Consider the following 17,166-nt stretch of genomic DNA (forward strand, 5'->3'; position numbering starts at 1 on the left):
CCCGCGTCACAACCAGCCGGACTCCCTGGCGATCCGCACCGCGTCGACCCGGTTGCGGGCGCTGAGCTTCGAAACGATCGTCGTCAGGTAGTTCCGCACGGTACCGGCGGACAGGAACAGCTCGGCGGCGATCTCGGTCGGGTCGGAGCCGACCGACGCCAGCCGGAGCACCTCGATCTCGCGGGTGGTGAGCGGGCAGTCCTCGCTGTCCCAGGCGGCGAGCGCCAGATCGCCGTCGACCACGCGCCGTCCGGCGGCGACCCCGCGGACCGCGTTGGCGAGCCTGTCGGCGGGTGCGTCCTTGCGAAGGAAGCCGTTGACCTTCGCGGCCAGCGCCCGTCGCAGCGTGCCGGGGCTGCCGAGCGAAGTGAGGATCAGCGTGCGGACGCCGGGAAGCCGCTCATGCAGCTCGGCGGCCGCGGTGAGCCCGTCCTTGCCCGGCAGGTCGATGTCGATGAGCGCGACGTCGGGGCGCGCGGACTGGGCCAGCGGGAGGATTTCGTCGCCGCTCGCGCATTCGGCGACGACCTCGATGTCGGGTTCCAAGCCGAGCAGCGCGACCAGGGCGCCACGGACAATATGCATGTCCTCGGCCACCAGGACCTTGATCATCGACCCCATCTGCCTTTCCACCCGCGTCTCTCCCCCGAGCCGACGATACTATCCTCACACACCCGTTCCGCGAAATGGAAACCGGCCCTTGACCGCCGAGGGGGTGCGCGGTCGAGGGCCGGTTCTGTGTTGTCGCGGGAATACGTTCTTCGCACCACGCCAACACGGTCGGGGTGGTTCCGACGTGAATGCGCTACCAGGAATTCTGCGCCCACCCGGCACGGGGATCCAGTGCGCGCACCATTGCCGGACCGTGGTTTTCGCATGGTCCCGCCACCGGACGGCGACCGTGAAATTTTCATGTCGCCGCACACAGCAATTCATATCGGGCGATGAATCAAGCACTTCAGGAGTAGCGGTGGCGAACAGTAGTGTCGAAACCGCAAACATCCCAGAAATCCTCGAGCGAAAGGACGGCACAATGGATGAGACTGTCCGGCGAGCCGTGGAGCGAGCCATTGGGGCCATGCACGAGAAACTGGGCGAAGAGCTCACTATCGACGACATCGCCCGCGCCGCGACCTTCAGTAAATTCCATTTCAGCAGGGTGTTCCAGCAGGCCACCGGCGTCTCTCCCGGCCGGTTCCTGTCCGCGCTGCGCCTCGACGAGGCCAAACGCCTGCTGCTGACGACCTCGATCTCGGTCGCCGACATCAGCCACCGCGTGGGTTACAACGGTGTCGGCACCTTCAGCACGCGGTTCAGCAACCGGGTGGGCCTCTCTCCCTCCGCGTACCGCCGGCAGGGCGGTTTCCAGCACCGCCTGGCGGGCGAACCCCTTCCCGGCGCGAAGCCGGCGATGGTCCGCGGTTTCGTGTCCGCGCCGCCGGAGATCTCACCCGGCCTCGTGTTCGTCGGTCTCTTCCCGACCCGCATTCCCGAGGGCGCGCCCGTGCGGCACACGGTCATCGACGTCCCCGGCCCCTATCAGCTGACCGACGTCCCGGAAGGCACCTGGCACCTCGTCGCGCACTGCGTGACCGGGCCGCTCACGCGCCGCGGCACCGGGCTCACCGGCCACCACGGGCCGATCACCGTGGAGCCGGGCGTCACCGCACGGCTGGCGGACCTGCGGGTGCGCCCCAAGCGCCTGTTCGACCCGCCGGTCCTGCTCGCCCTCCCCGACCTGCGGCATCGGCCGGAGCCGGTCAGGCGCGCGGCCTGACCCTCACCCGCGCGTCAGGAAAGGGTCGTTCCAAGGCGGAAGGCGTCTTGAACGGCCCTTTCCCGACATCCTGGCGGCCTCAGGCGGCCAGGCGGCCCACCGAAGGGGCGAGCCCCTCCCGGATGTTCTGCCGCCACAACTCGTACGCGGGTGTCCCGTCCGCGGCGTCTTCGGTGACCTCGGTCGAGTCGGCGAGGTCGACGGCCTCCTCGATGCTCAGCCCGGCGAGCGTCCGCGCGGCGAGGTGGGTGTGCCGCGGGACGAACGACGAGAACGTCCTCGCCTTCACCGCGAACACGACGCCGAGGCCGAGTTCGTCCTGGTACTCCCCCGTCGACCCCGCTGCCTCGCGCAGCCTCTCCAGTCCGGCCTGGTCGCAACCGCCCGCGAAGGTCGAGGCCAGCCCGACTCCGCTCCACAGGTCCGGGCGGCGTCCGGCGGGGAAGCGGTTCACCGCCTCGGCGACCTTCACCGGATCGCCGCCGTTGATGAACCACAACGCCCGCCCGATGCCCTGGTCACAGGCGCGCGGGAAGTAGGCGGGGGCACCCGCCCACGGGTACGGCTTGGGGACGAACTGCTCGCCGACCCACTTGTCCGTGTCGAAGTAGGCGCGGTCGAAGGCGTATCCGTCGACGGCCAGCCAGCTCATCGTCGGGTGGAACGGGACGCCGTCCAGCTCCGGCAGCACCTTCTTCCACAGCGGCCGGGGCAGCCGGGCCATCGCGAACCCGATGCCGATGTAGGTCAGGAACACGTGCGGGAGCCCGGGCCCGCTCATCAGTTCGGCCGTGCGGTCCTTCCGGCCGCCGGGCATGACGTCGAGGATGGTGAACGCCATCGCCGCGCCCTCGTAGGCGAACCCGCGCAGCTCCGGCTCGACCATGTCCAGCCGCCGTTCGGCCTCCCACAGCGCCGGCGCGTCGATCCCCCATTCGAAACCGCACACCACCGACTGCGGGATCGACTCCAGGCGGGCGGTCGCCGGTGTCGGCGGCACCCCGAACCCTCGCCCCTCGAAGCCGACCGAAGCCAGCGAAGGCGCGAACAACACCTTGCGCAGAGCACCCAGCAATGAGCTCATCTCATACGTCCTTTGTGGATAGTGGCGAATTCGCGCGGGAAACCGGCTCGTGCCGAGGACACCACGCCGTGCTCTCCACCCGCTCGACGCCCGATCGAGATCCGCGCCGGTACCGCCGAACAGGCCATCCCCGGCTTCCGGAAAGAAGGCGGGTTCACCCGTTCGGCGGGCGAATTCACCGGAATGGAAAGTACTCAACAGGGAATGAAATGCACTCCGCGCGGCCTTTTTACCGGCCCCCTACATGACGGTGCGTAATCGATCGCTCGCAGTTTCATCACCCTCGAAGTCGCCGCATCGCCGCAGCTCACCAGGACTTGATCACACCGAAGCACCCGCCGGGAAAAGCGCAACCTTGTATCGTGCGAATCAGATTCACTCTTACGGGTTTGGTGGGTACACTGAGAGTTACTGCTTTTCTGGGGAAGAGGAGGTCGGAGTGATCCGAGTCCTGTTGGCCGAGGACATGCACATGGTCCGCGGCGCCTTGGTCGCCCTGCTGAACCTCGAACGCGACATCGAGGTCGTCGCGGAGGTCGGTTCCGGCGACAAGATCCTTCCGATGGCGGCGGAGTACCTGCCGGACGTCGCGATCATCGACATCGACCTGCCCGCCAAAGACGGGCTCACGGCCGCTTCCGAGCTCTGCCAGCAACTTCCGAGTGTCCGCACCCTGATCCTCACGTCGCTCGGCCGTCCGGGCACCGTACGCCGCGCGCTGGACGCGAAGGTCAACGGCTTCCTGCTCAAGGACGCACCCGCCGACAAACTCGCCAACGCCGTCCGCTCGGTCGCCACCGGCCGCCGGGTCATCGACAGCGAACTCGCCCTGTCCGCGTGGGAAATCGAGGACTGCCCGCTGACCCCGCGGGAGGTCGAGATCCTCCGCCTCGCCGCGAACGGGCGCACGGTCGCCGACATCGCGGCCGAACTGTTCCTGTCACCGGGAACGGTCCGGAACTATCTCGCCACGGTGGTGACGAAACTCAACGCGCGCAACCGGGTGGACGCCATCCGCATCGCCGCTGATTCGGACTGGCTCTGACTCTGATCGCGTCTTCTCTTTTGCCACAACCGGTTCAGTACCCGAAGTCGTGACGATCGCATGCGGGGCAAAGAAAAAATCATGCCTCGTAGTGTGTTTCCGGCACTGTTCCGAAGGTTCCGCCTCTGTCACCGTCATTGAGGGGGGAGTCCGGAGGGGCAGGGGATGCACGCGATGACGATCGAACCGGGTGACACGGCCGCCTCGGCCGGTGCGCCGCACGGGGTGCGCGCGCGGCTCCTCGGCCCGCTCGAACTGCACATCGATGACGCCGATCGCGCGCCGAGCACACCGAAACTCCTGCAACTGCTGGCGATGCTGCTCATCCGCCCCGGCAGGACGGTCCACGTCGACTCCCTCGTCCACGAGCTGTGGAACGAAGCCCCGCCGCGCAGTGTCCGCCGGACCCTGCACACCTACGTCCACCACCTCCGCCGCCATCTCGATCCCGGCGGAACCGGCGATCTGCTGGTCACCAGCCCGCCCGGGTACCGGCTCGAGATCGACGCGGGAGCGGTCGACGTGTGGGAGTTCCAGCGGCTCCACCGCCTCGGCCGCGAACTGCTCGAGGAAGGCGACAACGCGGCGGCCGCACACGCGTTCCGTACCGCACTGGACCTGTGGTCCGGTCCCCCGCTGGCGAACATCCATTGTGGACCGACCTTGGCCGCCTACACCGTCTATCTGCTGGAGCACCGGCGCGACGCCCGTGACCGGTGGATCGACGCCGAGATCCGCGCCGGCCGGCACCGGGAGATGCTCGGCGTCCTGCGGTCGCTGACCACCGCGGACCCGTTCGACGAAACCCTGCACGCCCACCTGATCCGCGCGCTGGGGCTCAGCGGACGACGCAGTGACGCCCTGGCGTCCTACGAATGGCTGCGCTCCAGGCTCGAGGACGAACTGGGGGTGAAACCCAGCGCCGAACTGCGAGAGCTGCACCGTGAACTGCTTTCCGAGGGACACCCGGTCCGCTGACCGAGCACCACCGCCACCAGATCAAGGAATATGAGGAGTCAAGCATGACCGCTCGCACCTATGGCCAGTTCTGCGGCCTCGCCCGCGCCCTCGAGATCATCGGGGAACGCTGGTCCCTGCTCGTGATCCGTGACCTGGTACTCGGCCCGAAACGCTTCGACGAGCTACAACAGGGCTTGCCGAAGATCCCGATGAGCATCCTGTCGACCCGGCTCAACGAGCTGGAGCGGCACGGTGTCGTCCAGCGCCGGGTGCTCTCGCAGCTCGACGCCGGGGTGGTCTACGAGCTGACCGAATACGGCAACGACCTCGACCAGATCGTGCTGCAGCTGGGCCTGTGGGGCGCCCGTTCGCTCGGCGACCCGACGGCGGACGACCTGTTCACCCTCGACTCGGCCGTCCTGTCGCTGTACACCACGTTCCAGCCGGACGCGGCCCGTGGCGTCCACTGTGCGTTCGAGATGCACTACGGCGGCGAGATGGTCATCCACGCGGTGGTCGAGGACGGCGCACTGACCGCGGGCGAAGGCCCGCACCCGGACCCGGACCTCGTCATCGAGCCGCGCGGCCCGGTCATGCTGAAGCTGCTGAACGGCGAGATGGACGCCGCGAGCGCGCTCACCAGCGGCGCCGTGGCCGTCAAGGGCGACCCGGACAAGCTGGAGCTGTTCACCCGGATGTTCCACATCCCCTCCGCGCCGGCGAAGACCGAAGGGCTCGTCACGCATTGAGGGCGTTCCAGCGGCGGGGCCGGGGCCCCGGTCCCGCCGTTCCTATTCGAACCGTGCGGTGTCGCCGGCGCCTCGCCGCACGATCTCCGGTTCCCCCGACGAAAAATCGATGACCGTGGTGGGTTCGACCCCGCATTCACCGGAGTCGATCACCGCGTCCACCACGTGCTCCAGCCGTTCCTTGATGTCCCAGCCCTGGGTCATCGGCTCCTCCTGGTCGGGCAGCAGCAGCGTGCTCGACAGCAGCGGCTCGCCGAGCTCGCCCAGCAGCGCCTGGGTGACCACGTGGTCCGGGATCCGCACGCCGACGGTCTTCTTCTTGGCGTGCAGCAGCCGTCGCGGAACCTCCTTGGTGGCCGGGAGGATGAACGTGTAGCTGCCGGGAGTGGACGCCTTGACCGCGCGGAAGACGGCGTTGTCCACGTGCACGAACTGGCCCAGCTGAGCGAAATCCTGGCACACCAGGGTGAAATGGTGGCGGTCGTCCAGCTTGCGGATGCTCCGGATGCGGTCGATGCCCTGTCTGTTCCCCAGCTGGCAGCCGAGGGCGAAGCAGGAGTCCGTCGGATACGCGATGAGCCCGTCTTCGCGCAGGATGTCGACGACCTGTCCGATCGCGCGCCGTTGCGGATTTTCCGGATGTACGTCGAAATACCTGGCCATGCGCAGAGCTTAAGGCCACCGGCCCCCGCCCGCCGCGAGAGGCCGCCCGGCGTCGCGTACACAGTGGATCTCCCCGGAGCCCGTCCGCGGCTCCGGCGTCTTCCATAGTGGCATGTTCCGCGACGAACCCGGTGGTGCGAACAGCCCACACCCGTGCGGGTGACCGGCCGAATTTTTCTGTCCCCAGCAGGGAAAGCGTCTCCCTGTTCGCCGTTCTTCCTTTGTCCGAAGGGAGCAACCCCGGTAACGAACATGGGTTATGATCCGAATCATAGCGATGGAAGGCCGTATCGCGGCCCGGGCCGTCGCGAGGGGGAACGCGACCGGATCGAGCCGTCTTCTGTTATCACTGGGGTGCCTGTGCCGGACCAGCTCGCTGTGACCGCCGAACCGCTGGGAACCGCCGGGATCGACCGGCGGCCCCGCCGGGCGCTGTTCCTCGCCGGGCTGATCATCACCGTCGTCTTCGTCAACTCCTGCCTGGTCGGTCTCCTCGGCGTGCTGCTCCGGCCGGGCGTGGACTTCTGGCATGGGCTGCTCGCGGTGCTTTACGTCGGCCCCGTGCTGGCGATCCAGCTGTTGTACTTCAGCCGTCCGGCGGTCCGGCTGGACACCAGGCGCGCGAAAGCGATGCTGGTGGTCCAGGCCTGTCTCGCCTACTTGCCTGCCTTGCACTTCGACGCGGCCCTGACGTCGCTGACCACGCTCGCCGCGGGCAGCGCACTGCTGCTGTTACGGCCGCGGACGGGGTGGACGGTGTTCGCCGTGCTCATGGCGGCCACCACCTGGATCCTGTGGACGTACGACGCCACCTGGCACGGAGCGGTGCTCGACAGCATCACCGCGATCCTCTACGCCCTGGTCGTGTACCTGCTGACCTGGCTCGCGCGGCTGGTGACCGAACTGCACCAGGCCAGGACCGAGCTGGCCCGGCGCGCGGTGGCGGAACAACGGCTGGCCTTCGCCAGGGACCTGCACGACCTGCTCGGGCTCAGCCTGTCCGCGATCGCGCTCAAGGGCGAACTGGTGCTCCGGCTGCTGCGCAAATCCCTGGAAGGGGCCCGCGCGGAACTCGCCGAGATCACCGGGATCGCCCAGCGGACGCTGTCCGACGTGCGATCGGTGGCGAGGGGTTACCGGGAATTGTCGCTCGAGAAGGAGTCCCGGACCGCGGTGTCGTTGCTCTCGGCCTCCAACGTCGCCGTGCGGGCCGACCTCGAACCCGTCGAGCTGCCGGTGAAGCTGCGCACCCTGCTGGCGAAGGTGCTGCGGGAGGGGATCACGAACGTGCTCCGCTACACGGGCGTCGAGCACTGCGAGATCTCCGTGCGCGAGCACGAAGGCCGGGTCGTCCTGGAGATCGTCCACGACGGGACGGCGCACGAGGACCTCCCGGAGGAAACGGCGGAGAGCCTGCGCGAGGTGACCGAGGAGGTCGCCGGGCACGGCGGGGAGCTGAGCGCGGGTCCCGACGCGGCGGGCCGATGGCGGCTGCACGCCGAACTCCCGGTGCCCGACCAGATCGAGCCCGCAGAGACCGTGCTGGCCGAGGCGCCCGGCCACTGGTCCCGGATCGACGCCAGGAACGTCCAATGGACGCTGACGGTGATCTTCATCCTCTTCGGTCTCTCGGCGATGACCCGCGCCTTCATGCTGACCGACGACGGCTGGTCCATCGCGCTCATCGCCGGGTACCTCACCGCGTCGATCACGCTGCAGCTGTCCTATTTCGCCCGGCCGAACGTCCGGCTGCGCTCGCGGCAGAGCTACGCGCTGCTGTTCGTCCAGGGCTGCCTGATCTTCCTGCCGCTGATCCCCCTCGGGAGCGCCTGGGTGAGCATGCCCAGCCTGTTCGCCGGCACCGCGCTGCTGGTGTTGCCGCCCTTGGCCGGCTGGACGGCGTTCGCCCTGACGGCCGCCGGCGTGTTGTGGATCCGGCTCGCGGCGGGCGCCGACTTCCTCGGCGGCTTCTACACCTTCGCGTCCATGCTGAACACCGGGCTGATGGTCTTCGGGCTCATCTGGCTGATCCGGCTGGTCACCGAACTGGGCGAGACCAGGAAGCGGCTCGCCGAGGTCGCGGTCGCCGAGGAACGGCTGCGCTTCGCCCGCGACCTGCACGACCTGCTCGGCATGAGCCTCTCGGCGATCGCGCTGAAGAGCGAGCTGACCAGCCGGATCATGGACATCGACACCACGCGGGCCTCCGACGAGTTGCTGGAGATCCTCGGGCTGACCCGGCAGGCGCTGACGGACGTCCGCTCGGTGGCCAGCGGCTACCGGGAACTGTCACTGGACCAGGAGTCCCGCTCGGCGAAGGCGGTGCTGACGGCCGCCGACGTCCAGGTGCGGCTGGAGGTCGAGCACGAGGACCTGCCGGCGACGGTGCGGACGGTGCTGGCCGTGGTGCTGCGCGAGGGCGTGACGAACGTGTTGCGGCACAGCAAGGTCGAACGCTGCGAGATCGCCGTACGGCGCACCGGTGACGGCGTCGCGCTCGACATCGTCAACGACGGCGTCCAGAACGGGAAGCCGCCGGACCAGAACCGGCCGGGGAGGGTCGAGGCCCCGGGCAGCGGCATCACCAACATGTCCGACCGGGTCGCCGGGCTCGGCGGGGAACTGACCGCCGGTGTCGAACCCGACGGCCGGTTCCGGTTGCGCGCGGTGGTGCCGGTCTAGGCGGTGTCCTGTAAGTCTGTTCGATGGGCTTCGTGATCCAGGTGGTTCCTGGCGGTGCGGGCGGATCGGCCTCGTACCGGGTCGTACTCGGCCGCGTCCGCCCGTGCCGCCAGGGGCCGCCTGGGCGCGAAGACCGCGGGCAGCCTTGCAGGACACGGTCTAGATCCAGCCGGATTCCCTGGCGATCCGGATCGCGTCGACCCGGTTGCGCGCGTTGAGTTTCGCGACGATCGAGGTCAGGTAGTTGCGTACGGTCCCGGTGGAGAGAAACGCTTTCGCCGCGACCTCCAGCGTGTCACGGCCCTCCGCGGTCAGCCGCAGGACGTCGATCTCCCGCGGCGTCAGCGGGCATTCCACGGTGTCCCAGGCGGCGAGGGCCAGGTCGCCGTCGACCATGCGCCTCCCGGCCGCCACGCCGCGCACGGCGTTGGCCAGTTTCTCCGCGGGCGCGTCCTTCAGCAGGAATCCGTTCACCTTGGCCGCCAGCGCCCGGCGGAGTGTGCCGGGCCTGCCAAGGCTGGTCAGGATCAGGGTCCTGACTTCGGGGAGCTGCTCGTGGATCTCGGTGGCCGCGGTGAGACCGTCCTTGCCGGGAAGGTCGATGTCGATGATCGCGACCTGGGTCCGTGAAGTCCGCGCGGCGGCCAGGATCTCGTCGCCGGACGCCACTTCGGACACCACTTCGATGTCGGGCTCCAATCGGAGCAACGCCACGAGAGCCCCTCTGACGATATGCATGTCTTCGGCCACGAGAACTCGGATCGCCATTACGCCGCCCCCTTCGTGCGCACCCCCACGACCCAACATAAACACGCCCGTACGGAACGCGTTCCACCGTTCGAGTGACGCATCCGACCTCTCCCGGTGAGGGGCGATACGCCGAATGAACCGGACCGCTACGAATTCCGCGCCTCGCCCGGTCGCTTTCCGTCATCGCGTCGTGGCTCGGCACACGAAACCGGCCGCCGCTCGCGTTCGGGGCGCGAGCGACGGCCGGTGAGGTGCCCTCAGCTGGCTTCGGCCAGCGGCGGGGCGGTGGTGCAGACGGTGGTGAAACAGCCGAAGACCTGCCCGGCCTGCCGGTTGGACCAGTTGTCGAACCGGTCGATCACCAGCTCGACCTGGCGCCCGGCCGAAGCGGTGTCGATCCCACGGACGGCGAAGAGCGAACGGACGTTGTCGGTCACAGCGTTCTGCATCGAAATGACTCCCAGGCTGGTCGCGGTTTTCCTTCACTGAGGAAATCGTGCCCGCATGCCCGTTTTCCGGCCAGTGTCGTGCATCATCGCGGGAATGTGCTTTTTACCTACTCCGGAAGCTTCTTCCGACTGCGCCATTCCCGCGATCTTCGCCATCGAATGGAGTAACGTGCAGCTTTCACGGTGACGGAACGCGGTGAAGTGAATTCTTTACGCCACCATCACCGACAGTCACGGGAATACCCCGAACAGACCAATCGATTCGTCCACTGTGGACAGCGGATCAGGAGCCGAGCAGGGTTGCCAGGCCGGCGTATCCGCCCTCTTTCAGGCGCACGCCGGACGTCTTCGCGTACGCGGCGTCGGCGCGGATCCCGAGCCCTTCGACCATCCGGTTCATGAAGTTGAACAGGGCGCACACGAGCACCGCGTCGTGCAGCGCGGCCTCGTCCCAGCCCGCCGCGAAGACGGCCTCAGCATCCTCATCGGTCATCCGAGACGGCGTACGCGTCAGCTTGCCCACATAGGCCAGCACGGGCTTCATGCGCTCGTCCACGGGCGCGGAGGCGAGGTCGTGGAGCGCGGCGGCCAGAAGTCCTTCCGGCACACCGAAAGCCTCGGCGGTGACGGTGTGGACCCCGTGGCAGTACCCGCAGTCGTTGACGCCGGAAACGTAGGCCGCGATCAGCTCCCGCTCCCCCGCGTCGAACGCCGACGGCGCCCGCATGATCAGCTCGTGCAAGTCCAGCAGCTTCGACGCCGGAGCGGGAAACCTCTGGAACACCTGCAGCAACGTGGCGTCAGTCGGCAAAGACCCGAGATAGGACATCTTGTGCGCTCCCCTGCTCCGGCGCCCGCCTCTGTTCGGCGAACTGGTCGACGTCCTCGCGCCGCAGCCAGCAGGCCGCGAGGCAGGACACCGATGCCGGTCCCAGCCCGGTCACCGTGGCGATGACCCGCGCGGTCGCGTGTTCCCATTCTCGGCGCAGGGAACCCGCCGACGTCGTCTCCGGACCTGCTTCGATCAACGGGCGGACCGCGCGCCAGCGAAGGATCCCGGCCTCCACCAACGCTTCGGTGCCGAGATCGAGCGCGTCGTGCCGGGCTTGGTCCACGGCGAGGGCGACCAGCGCGGGCTCGTCGGCGAGCCGGGCGAGCCCGACGCCGGCGAGCAGGCGTCCGGCGTCCAGTCCCATCAGGATCACCCCCGCCTCGGTCGAGGGAGCGTCGTCGATCGACGGCAGGGTGAAGCGGGAGTCGTAGGGCTCAGACACGGGCGACGTCCTTCGTGGCCGTCCGGAGCGGAAGATCCCGGCGCAGGTTCTCGGCGACGGTGGCCGCGACCCGGGCGGTGGCGACGCGGTGACCGTCGATGTTGCGGGCGGCGGGACCCAGCGCCATCCCCGCGGCCGCGCCGACGGCGAAGACCCGGGGCGCGCCGATGTAGGCGAAGGTGCGTTCGTCCAGCTGCGGCCAGCCGCCGCGGTCGAGGACGGCCTCGCCGGGCATCAAGCCGTCCCCGATCGACGGCGTGGTGCCGAGCGCCAGTACGGCGTGGTCCACGGACACCCGCGAACCGTCTTCGAGGTGGAGGCCGACGCCAGGGGTCACCTTCGTGATCGCCTTGCCGCGATGCACGATCAGCCGTCCTTCGGCTTCGGCCGCTTCGAGCATCGGGCGGAACTCGAACATGATCGACGCGCGCCGGAACCGGCCCATCAGTTCGAGCCTGTCGGACCAGCTCACCCCGTCGAAGCGAGCGCGGCCTTCCGGCCGGAAGAACGACGAGTTGACGTCGGCGCACTGGTAGCGTTCGCCCGCTTCACGGACCACCCAGTGCACCTCGCGGCCCTGGGCGAGCCCGTTGGAGATCAGGTGCGCGGCGGTGAGGCCCGCGCCGACGACGGCGAGGCGCCCGCCGCCGCCGGGAACGGGTTCGTCCCAGTAGCTCACGCCGCGCGGCGGATGACCACCGCCCCACCACGTGTCCGGGGCGGACCGGCGCTCCTCGCCGAGGCACAGCACGACATGCCGCGCGGTGACGGAGAACCGATCGGCGCGCACGGTGACGGCGTCAGAAGTCGGCAGCACCTCCCGGACCGAACCGCGCCAGGTCCGCTCGGTGACGTGATGACTCGCCGCGAGATGACGGCAGTAGGCCTCGAAGACGTCGACGGGGACCACCGAGCGGTGCCCGGCCTGCGCCATGCGGATCTCCCGGCGTTCCACCGGCGTGAGCACCGACCAGTGCAGCCGGGCGAAGTCCAGGAGTTCGCAGTCGCGGTAGCCCTCGACGCCGGGGTGGTGTTCGTACGGCGACCGCAGCACACGCTGGCCGAGCAGATCGATGCGGTCGAAGAACCGGCCGCAGGGACGGCCGTCGCGGTCGACGACCACGATGTCGCGGACTCCGTGATGCCACAACGCGGAAGCGACCGCGAGCCCGGCCGGGCCCGCCCCGACGATGACCACGTCGGCGGCGGGCGGCGGTTCGGCGGTGACCGCCGCGCGGGTGCCGGGAAGCACCGGCCACTCACGCCCGCGCGGCGAATCGAGGAGATGGGGTTCCGGGACGAAGGTGATCACCGGCGTACTCAGCCGATCACGGTCACCGGGACGATCAGCTCGATCACGGGACGCTGCTTCATCCCGTTGCTGATCATTTCGTCCAGTGTCTGCCGGGACTGCTCGGCGGTGTCCGTCGCGATCGGGCTGTAGCGGGAGTACGAGTAAGTCGGCTTCCGCCCGCCCGCGTCGAGCGAGTACACCTTGAGCACCGCTTCGCCGGGCCGGACTTCACCGTCGTAGAAGGTGAGGCGGCGCTGATCCGGCGTCATGAAGGACTTCGAGAACTGGCGGGAGAGGACCAGCGTTTCGGCGTCGTTGACGAAGGTCGAGTCCTCGTCGGTGACGACCTGCATCGCGACCCAGGTCTTGTCGGTCAGGTTGGTCTCGGACTTGATCACCTGCCAGCGGCCCGGTTCCGGGAGATTGACACTCACCGAGATGTCGTGCTCGGTGGTGTCGATCGCCCCGGAGATCATCAGCACCCGCCGCCGGACGTCGGCGACCCCGGCCATCTGAATGTCACGTGCGCGTACCCGAGTGGAAACATCCAATCCCGGGAATTCAGGTGATGACATCTTGCACACCTCCAAGACCTTGATATCGCAATTCAATCCCCGGCATGATCCCCCCAGCCGCAAACACCGGAAGAATTTCACGCTGAACTGGGCGATGTCAAGATGAGGAACACATGATCCACTGCCGCCGGGACTGGTCCGTTCGGCGGTACCGGGGTCAGGATTCTTCGGAATCCTCAGCCCAGGCCGCCGCTGGTGTGCCCTGCTCCAGCGCCCCGATGTAGACGATCTCGAACGAGGAATCGGCCCGATCGATCCCGATACGGAGGACGAGGTCGTGTTTCACCAGAAATAGGAACTGATGCGGTTCCCGGTTGTCTCCGAAAATGTCGTAGATGAGGAAGGCGGAACCGTCCGCAACCGCGAACAGTGCTTCGTAGACGACATTGCGGTCGGCCTGCGGAGCATTGATCGCCCATTCTTCCAACACCTGCAAACCCGACGTGAGCTGGAGGCGCATAGCCATCCGGAGGCCTCCTCGTGGTCTGGCGGGTTCGCGGGCGATCTTCATCGTCGCGCGCGCGATACCCGGCGGTCTTCTTCGTCTGTGCTGGGTGGCTAGTTGTAACCGAGGATGATGTGCTCGGCCGGGAAATCGTTTTCGCCGGACTGCCTCGGCTCCGGGACGGTCACCGCCGCGCCGGCCTCCGCGGCCCCGCGCGGGTCGAAATCATCGGTCACGACCCAAATTCGCACCTGCGCCGTCATGACGTTCCTCCCGGCCTTCGATGAACGACTCACTTGACAACCAAGGATGGACCCGTCCGATCGTGCCGCGATCGAGGATCGACGGAGGTCTCGATGAGCAAAGGAAAAGTCGCCGCCGAAGGGCTGCCGGTAGTGCCCTTGAGATACCTCGAAACCCAGGGAGCGCACCATGACCGAACGTCTCGACCCGTACGAGATCTACGCCGACGACGAGGTCGACGTCGATTTGCTGGGCCTGTCGTGGCCCGACCCGGCGGTCCCCGAGCAGCGGGATCGGCAATGAGCGCCGCGGAGCGGCAGCGGACCTGTGCGGCCTGCGGGGGACCGTTCGCGCCTGGGGAGCGAACGGATCTGGAGGCCGTGCTCGACGGAGGGATCCTCTACGTCGCGGTGCACGCCCGCCACAGTACGTATCCGCCGCGGCGGGAGATCGAGGCCGCGCGGCGTCTCGCATGAGCACGCGCGAGTCCGTGAAGGAGGCCTTCACAGACTCGCGTGTTCACCAGCGCAGCGTCGAGGTACGCCAGGTCGGGGCGGCGAGAGGCGACCAGGCGGAAGGCGCCGTGGGCGGGGGCGCGTCGGAGGCCAACGCGATGAAGACGGCGACGAGTGCCGCCAGCTCGGCGTCTTCCGGGTCGCCGCGCAGGACCCGGAAGACGCACGCACTGTCCATTCCGGACGGTGACATGGTTCCCCCGTTCAGATCGGGTGGTTGCCGTGCTTGCGCTGGGGCGCCGCCTTCCGCTTGTCCTGCAGCATGTCCAGCGCCCTGGCGACGGCGGACCGGGTGTCCGCGGGGTCGATGATGTCGTCGACCAGCCCGCGTTCGGCCGAGTACTGCGGGTTCATGAACTCTTCGGTGTATTCGGCGACCAGGCGCGCGCGCAACGCGTCCGGATCGGCCGCGGCGGCGAGATCCTTGCGGAACAGCACGTTGACCGCGCCCTCGGCGCCCATCACGGCGATCTGGTTGGTCGGCCACGCCAGCGAGACATCGGTCCCGATGGACCGCGAGTCCATCACGATGTACGCGCCGCCGTACGCCTTGCGCAGGATGACCTGGACGCGCGGCACGGTCGCCTCACAGTAGGCGTGCAGCAGCTGGGCCCCGTGCCGGATGATCCCCGAGTGCTCCTGCTCGACCCCCGGCAGGAAGCCGGGGACGTCCACGAGCGTCACCAGCGGGATGCTGAACGCGTCGCAGAACCGCACGAACCGCGCCGCCTTCTGCGACGCCGGGCCGTCGAGCACACCGGCGAACACCACCGGCTGGTTGCCGACCAGGCCGACCACCCGCCCGTCGATCCGCGCGAGCGCGCACAGCACGTTCGGAGCCCATCGCTCGTGCAGTTCAAAGAACTCGCCGTCGTCGGCCAATTCTTCGAACACGTCGCGCATGTCGTACGGCTTGTTCGGCTCCACCGGGACGAGTTCGGCGAACCGGGGCCGCCGGTCCTTGCCCGCGTCGTGCGACGGCCCACGGGGCGCGGGCTCCAGGTAGTTCGACGGCAGCAGCGACACCAGATACCGGACGTCGGCGAGGCAGCTCTCCTCGTCGTCGTGCACCACGGTCGCCACGCCGGACGACGCGCCGTGCACGTCCGCGCCCCCCAGTTCGTCGTGGCTGACCCGTTCCCCGGTCACGGTCTCGACGACGTCCGGCCCGGTCAGGTACATGCGGGCGGTGTCGCGCACCATGAAGACGAAATCCGCGAGCGCGGGCGAGTACGCCGCCCCGCCCGCGCACGGCCCCAGCACCACGCTGATCTGCGGGATGACGCCGGACGCCTCGACCTGGCGGCGGAAGATGCCGCCGTAGCCGTCGAGCGCCATGACGCCTTCCTGGATCCGGGCTCCCCCGCTGTCGTTGAGCCCGATGAGCGGCGAGCCGGTGGCGATCGCCAGATCCAGCACCTTGTGGATCTTCGCCGCGTGCGCCTCGCCGAGCGAACCGCCGAAGACGGTGAAGTCCTGCGCGTAGACGAACACCCGCCGGCCCTCGATGGTGCCCGAGCCGGCGATGACGCCGTCGGTGTACGGCCGGTTCTCCGCCAGCCCGAGCCCACTCGCCCGATGCCGCCGGTACAGCTCGACCTCGGTGAAGGAATCGGGATCCAGCAACAGATCCAGCCGTTCACGCGCGGTGTGCTTGCCCAGCGAGTGCTGCCGACGGACGCCGTCGAGCCGTCCGTCGACGATGTGCTCACGCAGCTCGTCGCGCTGGGCGCGCAGCAACGGCATCGTCGGTTGCGGCGGATGGACCGGTTCGGCGCCGCGGGCGAGGGGGATCACCTGCCCGTCGGTCGCCCTGGGGACCCGGGGGCGCCGCAACCGGTCCTCCGGCAGCGGCACCACCTCGGAATCCTCCGTGCGCTGAGCACCCGGATCACCTTGCAGGGTCACGCCGCGTCCCGTAGCCGGGCATCACGCTCGAGTTCGTCGAGCTCGATCTCGCGCACGATGTCGCGCCAGCACACCCCCCGTCCGAGCCGGGGCATCGTGGTCACCACCGGCGGCCGCTCGGCCGTGGGCGCCGGTGCGGGCGGGGTGGATTCGTCGATGGTCATGACATTCCTTTCTGGTCAGGCCGATGCCCGTATCCGGCCGTCGATCTGGTGGTAGCCGCCGCTGTAGAAGACCAGCGAGTCCTGGGCGGTGCCTCGGCTGGAGGCGACCACCTTGCCGAGGAAGATCGAGTGGTCACCGCCTTCGTAGACTTCGGCAAGCTCGCATTCCAGCCACGCCAGCGCGCCGTCGAGCAGCGGGGCGCCGGTCTGCGGCCCCGCCGTCCAGTCCACCGAGTCGAACTGGGCGAGCCCGGCCGGGCGGCGCCAGTCGGCGAAGTACTTCGCCAGTTCCTTCTGATCCGACGCCAGCACTGTGACCGCGTACGAACCCGCCGTCACGATCGCTTCGTGCATCCGGGCGGCGCGGGAAACGCAGCACAGCACCATCGGCGGCTCCAGCGACACGGAGGTGACGGCGTTGGCGGTCATCCCGTGGGCCCGTTCGCCCCCGGCGGTCAACACGGTGACCCCGGTGGCGAACTGGCCCATCACCTCCCGCAACCCGGCCTGCGCGGACAACCGGCGGCGGGCGGCGGGCGACGGCAGGCGTTTCAGCACGGGCCGCGAAGGCTCGTCCGGCGTGCCCACG

21 protein-coding genes are annotated in these 17,166 nt (G+C 68.6%); 6 read left to right on the plus strand and 15 right to left on the minus strand.

The features are described 5' to 3' along the window. Positions 1-6: 6 nt before the first annotated feature. Positions 7-612, minus strand: a complete 606-nt coding sequence (locus tag CVV72_RS19870; protein WP_125676779.1) for a DNA-binding response regulator — start codon at positions 610-612, stop codon at positions 7-9. A 466-nt stretch (positions 613-1,078) separates the two neighbouring features. Here CVV72_RS19870 and CVV72_RS19875 point away from each other — a divergent pair, with 466 nt between their 5' ends. Continuing rightward, positions 1,079-1,777, plus strand: coding sequence for a helix-turn-helix domain-containing protein (locus CVV72_RS19875; protein ID WP_219154028.1), 699 nt, complete (start codon positions 1,079-1,081; stop codon positions 1,775-1,777). Between the two features lie 79 nt (positions 1,778-1,856). Here CVV72_RS19875 and CVV72_RS19880 read toward each other — a convergent pair whose 3' ends face one another. Further along, on the minus strand, positions 1,857-2,861 hold the full coding sequence (locus CVV72_RS19880; protein ID WP_219145252.1) for a DUF1702 family protein: 1,005 nt from the start codon (positions 2,859-2,861) through the stop codon (positions 1,857-1,859). A gap of 472 nt (positions 2,862-3,333) precedes the next feature. On the opposite strand from CVV72_RS19880, the gene CVV72_RS19885 reads away from it, so the two are divergent. From CVV72_RS19885 to CVV72_RS19895, 3 genes are all read left to right on the plus strand, one after another. Further along, a complete protein-coding gene (locus CVV72_RS19885; protein ID WP_255632785.1) occupies positions 3,334-3,906 on the plus strand; it encodes a DNA-binding response regulator in 573 nt (190 codons plus the stop codon). Positions 3,907-4,071: 165 nt separating this feature from the next. After that, positions 4,072-4,884 (plus strand): AfsR/SARP family transcriptional regulator, encoded by an 813-nt coding sequence (locus CVV72_RS19890; protein ID WP_219145254.1) that lies wholly within the window; start codon positions 4,072-4,074, stop codon positions 4,882-4,884. A gap of 44 nt (positions 4,885-4,928) precedes the next feature. Then, on the plus strand, positions 4,929-5,615 hold the full coding sequence (locus CVV72_RS19895; protein ID WP_219145255.1) for a winged helix-turn-helix transcriptional regulator: 687 nt from the start codon (positions 4,929-4,931) through the stop codon (positions 5,613-5,615). Positions 5,616-5,657: 42 nt separating this feature from the next. Here CVV72_RS19895 and CVV72_RS19900 read toward each other — a convergent pair whose 3' ends face one another. Then, on the minus strand, positions 5,658-6,278 hold the full coding sequence (locus CVV72_RS19900; RefSeq protein WP_219145256.1) for an L-threonylcarbamoyladenylate synthase: 621 nt from the start codon (positions 6,276-6,278) through the stop codon (positions 5,658-5,660). 360 nt (positions 6,279-6,638) lie between these two features. Here CVV72_RS19900 and CVV72_RS19905 point away from each other — a divergent pair, with 360 nt between their 5' ends. Further along, positions 6,639-8,960 (plus strand): sensor histidine kinase, encoded by a 2,322-nt coding sequence (locus CVV72_RS19905; RefSeq protein WP_219154029.1) that lies wholly within the window; start codon positions 6,639-6,641, stop codon positions 8,958-8,960. A gap of 159 nt (positions 8,961-9,119) precedes the next feature. On the opposite strand, the gene CVV72_RS19910 is transcribed toward CVV72_RS19905, so the two are convergent. From CVV72_RS19910 to CVV72_RS19945, 8 genes are all read right to left on the minus strand, one after another. Next, positions 9,120-9,728 (minus strand): DNA-binding response regulator, encoded by a 609-nt coding sequence (locus CVV72_RS19910; RefSeq protein ID WP_034313785.1) that lies wholly within the window; start codon positions 9,726-9,728, stop codon positions 9,120-9,122. 239 nt (positions 9,729-9,967) lie between these two features. After that, a complete protein-coding gene (locus tag CVV72_RS19915) occupies positions 9,968-10,159 on the minus strand; it encodes a hypothetical protein (RefSeq protein ID WP_219145257.1) in 192 nt (63 codons plus the stop codon). A 283-nt stretch (positions 10,160-10,442) separates the two neighbouring features. Beyond that, a complete protein-coding gene (locus CVV72_RS19920) occupies positions 10,443-10,988 on the minus strand; it encodes a carboxymuconolactone decarboxylase family protein (RefSeq protein ID WP_219145258.1) in 546 nt (181 codons plus the stop codon). Further along, a complete protein-coding gene (locus tag CVV72_RS19925; protein ID WP_219145259.1) occupies positions 10,960-11,433 on the minus strand; it encodes a DUF6187 family protein in 474 nt (157 codons plus the stop codon). The genes CVV72_RS19920 and CVV72_RS19925 overlap by 29 nt, the downstream gene beginning before the upstream one ends. Then, positions 11,426-12,745, minus strand: a complete 1,320-nt coding sequence (locus tag CVV72_RS19930; protein ID WP_219145260.1) for an FAD-dependent oxidoreductase — start codon at positions 12,743-12,745, stop codon at positions 11,426-11,428. Before CVV72_RS19930 ends, CVV72_RS19925 begins: the two co-directional genes overlap by 8 nt. Before the next feature lie 8 nt (positions 12,746-12,753). Beyond that, positions 12,754-13,239, minus strand: coding sequence for a DUF6423 family protein (locus CVV72_RS19935; protein ID WP_034313773.1), 486 nt, complete (start codon positions 13,237-13,239; stop codon positions 12,754-12,756). A 220-nt stretch (positions 13,240-13,459) separates the two neighbouring features. Continuing rightward, on the minus strand, positions 13,460-13,768 hold the full coding sequence (locus tag CVV72_RS19940) for a DUF6235 family protein (RefSeq protein ID WP_034313770.1): 309 nt from the start codon (positions 13,766-13,768) through the stop codon (positions 13,460-13,462). A 92-nt stretch (positions 13,769-13,860) separates the two neighbouring features. After that, on the minus strand, positions 13,861-14,010 hold the full coding sequence (locus tag CVV72_RS19945) for a hypothetical protein (RefSeq protein WP_219145261.1): 150 nt from the start codon (positions 14,008-14,010) through the stop codon (positions 13,861-13,863). A 279-nt stretch (positions 14,011-14,289) separates the two neighbouring features. On the opposite strand from CVV72_RS19945, the gene CVV72_RS19950 reads away from it, so the two are divergent. After that, entirely contained in the window at positions 14,290-14,466 is a 177-nt protein-coding gene (locus tag CVV72_RS19950) for a hypothetical protein (protein WP_219145262.1), read from the plus strand. 43 nt (positions 14,467-14,509) lie between these two features. On the opposite strand, the gene CVV72_RS19955 is transcribed toward CVV72_RS19950, so the two are convergent. The 4 genes from CVV72_RS19955 to CVV72_RS19970 form a co-directional block, all read right to left on the minus strand. After that, entirely contained in the window at positions 14,510-14,698 is a 189-nt protein-coding gene (locus CVV72_RS19955) for an acyl-CoA carboxylase subunit epsilon (RefSeq protein WP_219145263.1), read from the minus strand. Positions 14,699-14,709: 11 nt separating this feature from the next. Then, positions 14,710-16,251: an acyl-CoA carboxylase subunit beta gene (locus CVV72_RS19960; RefSeq protein ID WP_370641964.1), complete on the minus strand. Its 1,542-nt coding sequence runs from the start codon at positions 16,249-16,251 to the stop codon at positions 14,710-14,712. 158 nt (positions 16,252-16,409) lie between these two features. Next, entirely contained in the window at positions 16,410-16,577 is a 168-nt protein-coding gene (locus tag CVV72_RS19965; RefSeq protein ID WP_219145265.1) for a DUF6222 family protein, read from the minus strand. 15 nt (positions 16,578-16,592) lie between these two features. Continuing rightward, positions 16,593-17,165, minus strand: a complete 573-nt coding sequence (locus tag CVV72_RS19970; protein ID WP_192745961.1) for a flavin reductase family protein — start codon at positions 17,163-17,165, stop codon at positions 16,593-16,595. Position 17,166: the final 1 nt, after the last annotated feature.

Source organism: Amycolatopsis sp. TNS106 (genome assembly GCF_019330265.1).
In the GTDB taxonomy this organism is placed as follows: Bacteria; Actinomycetota; Actinomycetes; order Mycobacteriales; family Pseudonocardiaceae; genus Amycolatopsis; species Amycolatopsis lurida.

What these genes read in the sequence shown, in the direction of transcription:
- CVV72_RS19870 (WP_125676779.1), bottom strand. Translation starts at nt 612, where the DNA reads ATGATCAAGGTCCTGGTGGCCGAGGACATGCATATTGTCCGTGGCGCC.
- CVV72_RS19875 (WP_219154028.1), top strand. Translation starts at nt 1,079, where the DNA reads ATGCACGAGAAACTGGGCGAAGAGCTCACTATCGACGACATCGCCCGC.
- CVV72_RS19880 (WP_219145252.1), bottom strand. Translation starts at nt 2,861, where the DNA reads ATGAGCTCATTGCTGGGTGCTCTGCGCAAGGTGTTGTTCGCGCCTTCG.
- CVV72_RS19885 (WP_255632785.1), top strand. Translation starts at nt 3,334, where the DNA reads ATGGTCCGCGGCGCCTTGGTCGCCCTGCTGAACCTCGAACGCGACATC.
- CVV72_RS19890 (WP_219145254.1), top strand. Translation starts at nt 4,072, where the DNA reads ATGCACGCGATGACGATCGAACCGGGTGACACGGCCGCCTCGGCCGGT.
- CVV72_RS19895 (WP_219145255.1), top strand. Translation starts at nt 4,929, where the DNA reads ATGACCGCTCGCACCTATGGCCAGTTCTGCGGCCTCGCCCGCGCCCTC.
- CVV72_RS19900 (WP_219145256.1), bottom strand. Translation starts at nt 6,278, where the DNA reads ATGGCCAGGTATTTCGACGTACATCCGGAAAATCCGCAACGGCGCGCG.
- CVV72_RS19910 (WP_034313785.1), bottom strand. Translation starts at nt 9,728, where the DNA reads ATGGCGATCCGAGTTCTCGTGGCCGAAGACATGCATATCGTCAGAGGG.
- CVV72_RS19915 (WP_219145257.1), bottom strand. Translation starts at nt 10,159, where the DNA reads ATGCAGAACGCTGTGACCGACAACGTCCGTTCGCTCTTCGCCGTCCGT.
- CVV72_RS19920 (WP_219145258.1), bottom strand. Translation starts at nt 10,988, where the DNA reads ATGTCCTATCTCGGGTCTTTGCCGACTGACGCCACGTTGCTGCAGGTG.
- CVV72_RS19935 (WP_034313773.1), bottom strand. Translation starts at nt 13,239, where the DNA reads ATGGCCGGGGTCGCCGACGTCCGGCGGCGGGTGCTGATGATCTCCGGG.
- CVV72_RS19940 (WP_034313770.1), bottom strand. Translation starts at nt 13,768, where the DNA reads ATGGCTATGCGCCTCCAGCTCACGTCGGGTTTGCAGGTGTTGGAAGAA.
- CVV72_RS19945 (WP_219145261.1), bottom strand. Translation starts at nt 14,010, where the DNA reads ATGACGGCGCAGGTGCGAATTTGGGTCGTGACCGATGATTTCGACCCG.
- CVV72_RS19950 (WP_219145262.1), top strand. Translation starts at nt 14,290, where the DNA reads ATGAGCGCCGCGGAGCGGCAGCGGACCTGTGCGGCCTGCGGGGGACCG.
- CVV72_RS19955 (WP_219145263.1), bottom strand. Translation starts at nt 14,698, where the DNA reads ATGTCACCGTCCGGAATGGACAGTGCGTGCGTCTTCCGGGTCCTGCGC.
- CVV72_RS19960 (WP_370641964.1), bottom strand. Translation starts at nt 16,251, where the DNA reads ATGCCGTTGCTGCGCGCCCAGCGCGACGAGCTGCGTGAGCACATCGTC.
- CVV72_RS19965 (WP_219145265.1), bottom strand. Translation starts at nt 16,577, where the DNA reads ATGACCATCGACGAATCCACCCCGCCCGCACCGGCGCCCACGGCCGAG.